The organism is Phenylobacterium sp., from assembly GCF_044372605.1.
GTDB lineage: Bacteria > Pseudomonadota > Alphaproteobacteria > Caulobacterales > Caulobacteraceae > Phenylobacterium.
This window is the reverse complement of sequence record NZ_JBILRO010000282.1, coordinates 1-4,015: the sequence shown is the minus strand read 5'-3', so window position 1 is coordinate 4,015 and position 4,015 is coordinate 1. Positions and strand designations below refer to the sequence as shown.

Here is a 4,015-nt window from a genome sequence, read left to right as displayed (position 1 = left end):
CGGCGATCAGATCATGGCCTTGATCGCCGACAGTTGGTCACGCAGCAACCGCCTGAGCGGCGGCGGCGTGGTGGCCACGGTGATGTCCAACCTAGGGCTTGAGCGGTTCCTGGCCGAGCGAAAACTGAAACTTGAGCGTACTGCTGTGGGCGACCGCGCCGTGATGGTGCGGATGCGCGAAGGCGGGTTCAATCTGGGCGGCGAACAGTCGGGCCACATGATCCTGTCGGACTATTCGACGACAGGCGATGGCTTGCTGGCCGCGCTACAGGTGCTTGCGGTGTTGAAGGAAAGCGACCGTCCCATGAGTTCGCTGGCGCGCCAGTTTGAACCGGTCCCGCAACTGTTGGAAAATGTCCGGTTTGCCGGCGGAAAACCGCTGGAGGACCCAGAGGTGAAGGCCGTCCTGGCCGAAGCCGAACATCGTCTCAACGGCTCCGGAAGGCTTGTCGTCAGGGCCTCCGGGACCGAACCGCTGATCCGCATCATGGCAGAGGGCGACGACGCCAGTCTGGTCCGTCAGGTGGTCAAGGATATCGCCGGCGCCGTCAAGAAAGCTGCGGCCTGAGAACAGGATGAACAACCTTTCACAAAGCCTCTATCCAACCTGAAATTCCTGTGTCAGCATCGTCATATTCAACCGGCTCGATCCGGCTTGATCGTAAGAAGAGTGCTTGGGAGGAATTATGCGACGCGACCTCGCCTTTGACGGCGCGGCGCGACAGATGGACCGGCCAGCCCGCTCCATAGCCTGTCTCGCCTTTGTTGGAATTCTGGGTTTGGCCTTCTGGGCAGGCGCAGCTTGGCTCTTTCAGACGATCTTTCATCTATACGGCCAGGGCCTCTAGCCGCGTCTGGGCTGAGCGCCGCGTTTCCGGATGATCGAGAACTGCAGGGTGGACGCTGCGACCGCGTCGCTCAGTGTCCAAAAGTCATGAAGAATTCGGACCTCCGTTCCGGACTTAACGATTGCTGACAGGGCGTCATCCACGATCCCTACCCCCGAAGGCACTACAGTCTGGCGCGAAATCCAGTAGCCGGCGTCAGGCAAGGCCTCATCGAAGTCCTCTCCGGGCATCTCGTATAGCGCAAGTTTCACCAGCCGGACGCGGTCGAGCCAGGCCGCCTCGAAGGCGATAATCCGATCCGCCGAGCCCAGAAATCGATCCCGGTCGAGCCGGGAGGTCTTCGGACCCGCCCGAAAGCAGATACGCGGACAATCGCGCGGCAAGAGATAGTTTGGCAGGTGGCTTTCGGCGATGGCCCAGACAGCTAGACCCTCAATGCCCGAATCTGGCGAGGGAACCGGTCTCGGCTCGAATCGGGTAATCGCCGACTCCTCGCTCACATGAAAGAGGCGTGGACGCATAGGATCTGCGCTTACTCGCGGCCAATGCTCGTATAGGCAAACCCGCGCGAGCGCATGTCGGCGGGCTTGTAGATGTTGCGCATGTCCACCAGGACCGGCTTGTTCATCAGAGTCTTGATCCGATCAAGATCGAGCGCCCGGAACTGGTCCCACTCTGTGATGATGACCAGGACATCCGCGCCCTGGGCCACAGCATAGGGGTCGTCCTTGAAGCTGACCCTGGGTAGTAGATGTTTGGCTTCCTCACCCTCCGGATCAAAGGCTTGAACGTTGGCGCCCTTGTCCAGCAGGGTCGGGATGATTGCCAGCGAGGGCGCATCGCGCATGTCGTCGGTGTTAGGTTTGAAGGTCAGGCCAAGAACGCCCACGGTCTTGCCCTTCAGATCGCCGTCGGCTGCCTTGATCACCTTGCGCGCCATGGCCCGCTTGCGCTCGTCGTTGACCTTGACCGTCGTTTCGACCAGTTCCAGAGGCGCTCCGGCGTCACGCGCGGTGCGCACCAGCGCCAGGGTATCCTTTGGGAAACAGGAGCCGCCATAGCCGGGGCCAGCATTGAGGAATTTTCCTCCGATCCGACCGTCCAGACCGATGCCACGCGCCACCTGCTGGACGTCGGCGCCGACGGCTTCGCAGAGGTCGGCCATTTCATTGATGTAGGTGATCTTGAGCGCCAGATAGGCGTTGGCGGCATACTTGATCAGCTCCGAGGTCCGGCGGCTGGTGAAGAGGATTGGCGTCTCATTGAGATAGAGCGGGCGGTAGAGCTCGCGCATGATCTCCTGGGCGCGCGGCTCTGTGGTTCCGACCACCACCCTGTCCGGCCGCTTGAAGTCCTCGATAGCGGCGCCTTCGCGCAGGAACTCGGGATTTGAGACGATGGCGACATCGGCGTCGGGGCGCACCCTTTTGAAAATGGACTCGATTTCGTCGCCCGTTCCAACCGGCACAGTGGACTTGGTGACCACTACGGTGAAGCCCTGAACCAGACCCGCGATTTCCTCGGCGGCGGCGTAGACGTAGGAAAGGTCGGCATAGCCGTCGCCACGTCGCGACGGTGTGCCAACGCCGATGAACACTGCGTCGGCCTCGGGGATCGCCTGGGTCGCGTCCGTGTCGAAGAACAGGCGGCCCGCCTTGACGTTGGCTGCCACCAGCAGGTCCAGACCGGGTTCATAGATGGGAATCCCACCGGACTTCAGGTGCGCGATCTTGCCGGCGTCCTTGTCGATGCAGGTCACCGTGTGGCCGAAATCGGCGAAACAGGCCCCGCTTACGAGGCCCACGTATCCCGTCCCGATCATCGCCACGCGCATCATTAACTCTCCTGGAACGCGGTGCCCCCGGGGCGAACCGCAACGTCAGCATCTATGCGGCGCCAACCCCAGCGCCGCGGCTTGTTCAAAGGTCTAGATTTCCTGGTTGTAGGCGCCCACTTGCGACCGCCTGGCCAGCCGGGGTTTCACTTCCTGGTGGAAGAGGGCCCGCATGTCGTCTTCCGACCGCGTACTTTCCACGACGACGACGATTTCAGGCTTGTTGGACGAGGCGCGGACCAACACCCAGGAGCCGTCTTCCAGCGCGACCCGAACACCATTGACCGTAATCAGGTCGACGATCTTCCGTCCCAGGATCGTACCGCCGCCCTTCGCGAACGCCGTGTACTCGGCCACGACATCGTCGACGACGCCATATTTTTCCTCGTCGGCACAATGAGCGCTCATGGTCAACGACGTATGGGCGACGGGCAGGGCTCTCTTGAGATCCGAAAGCTTCTTGTCGGGATTGCGGTCCAGCATGGCGAGGATGGCCGCCGCGGCTACCAGGCCGTCATCATAGCCGCGTCCGATGGGCGGGTTCATGAAGAAGTGGCCGCTCTTCTCGAAACCCGCCAGAGCGCCCAGTTCGGCCGTCTTGCGCTTGATATAGCTGTGGCCGGTCTTCCAGTAGACGGTGGTGGCGCCGTTCGCCTTCAGCACCTCGTCGGTGGCGAACAGGCCCGTGGACTTCACATCGACGACGAAGGTTGCGTTTGCGTGCAGGTAGGAGAGATCGCGGGCCAGCATGAGCCCGATCTTGTCGGCGTAGATTTCCTCGCCCTCGTCGTCGACCACCCCGCAGCGGTCGCCGTCTCCGTCAAAGCCCAGCGCCAGATCGGCACCGTACTCTCGCACGGTCCTGGCCATGGCGTGCAGCATGATGCTGTCTTCGGGGTTCGGATTATACTTGGGGAAGGTGTAGTCGAGTTCGCAGTCCATCTCGATCAGTTTGGCCACACCCATGTCGCGCAGGGCTTTTGGCGCGAAGGCCCCGGCGGTGCCGTTGCCGCAGGCCGCAACCACCGTCAGCGGCCGTTTCAGGCTCAGCCTTGAGGTGGCGTCGGCGATGTAGCGTTCCGCCACGCCCGCGATGTGCGCCAGGGTTCCCCCGGGGCGTTGCTCCCACCGGGCGCCGAGAACGAGGTCCTTGAGCCGGCCCATCTCCTCGGGTCCGAAGGTGAGCGGCCGTTGTGCGCCCATCTTGACGCCGGTCCAGCCGTTTTCGTTGTGGCTGGCGGTGACCATTGCGACGCAGGGTGCATCCAGGTCGAACTGGGCGAAATAGGCCATCGGCGAGACGGCCAGGCCAATATCCAGCACCTCGCAGCCG

The 4,015-nt window shown here is 62.5% G+C and carries 4 protein-coding genes and 1 pseudogene; 1 reads left to right on the top strand and 4 read right to left on the bottom strand.

From position 1 onward, the window contains the following. Positions 1 to 568: pseudogene (locus tag ACIQ42_RS16755) on the top strand (phosphoglucosamine mutase); the annotation flags it as partial. Positions 569 to 587: 19 nt separating this feature from the next. Here ACIQ42_RS16755 and ACIQ42_RS16750 read toward each other — a convergent pair. From ACIQ42_RS16750 to ACIQ42_RS16735, 4 genes are all read right to left on the bottom strand, one after another. Next, positions 588 to 827, bottom strand: coding sequence for a hypothetical protein (locus ACIQ42_RS16750; RefSeq protein ID WP_397423379.1), 240 nt, complete (start codon positions 825 to 827; stop codon positions 588 to 590). 17 nt (positions 828 to 844) lie between these two features. Continuing rightward, entirely contained in the window at positions 845 to 1,369 is a 525-nt protein-coding gene (locus ACIQ42_RS16745; protein WP_397423378.1) for a DUF6886 family protein, read from the bottom strand. An 11-nt stretch (positions 1,370 to 1,380) separates the two neighbouring features. Then, entirely contained in the window at positions 1,381 to 2,682 is a 1,302-nt protein-coding gene (locus ACIQ42_RS16740; protein WP_397423380.1) for a UDP-glucose dehydrogenase family protein, read from the bottom strand. A gap of 93 nt (positions 2,683 to 2,775) precedes the next feature. Then, the coding region (locus tag ACIQ42_RS16735; RefSeq protein ID WP_397423377.1) for a phosphomannomutase/phosphoglucomutase at positions 2,776 to 4,015 on the bottom strand (1,240 nt) is incomplete at its 5' end.

Bases quoted from the DNA above. Each gene is read 5' to 3' on its own strand.
- ACIQ42_RS16745 (WP_397423378.1), bottom strand. From the start codon at position 1,369: ATGCGTCCACGCCTCTTTCATGTGAGCGAGGAGTCGGCGATTACCCGA.
- ACIQ42_RS16750 (WP_397423379.1), bottom strand. From the start codon at position 827: ATGAAAGATCGTCTGAAAGAGCCAAGCTGCGCCTGCCCAGAAGGCCAA.
- ACIQ42_RS16740 (WP_397423380.1), bottom strand. From the start codon at position 2,682: ATGCGCGTGGCGATGATCGGGACGGGATACGTGGGCCTCGTAAGCGGG.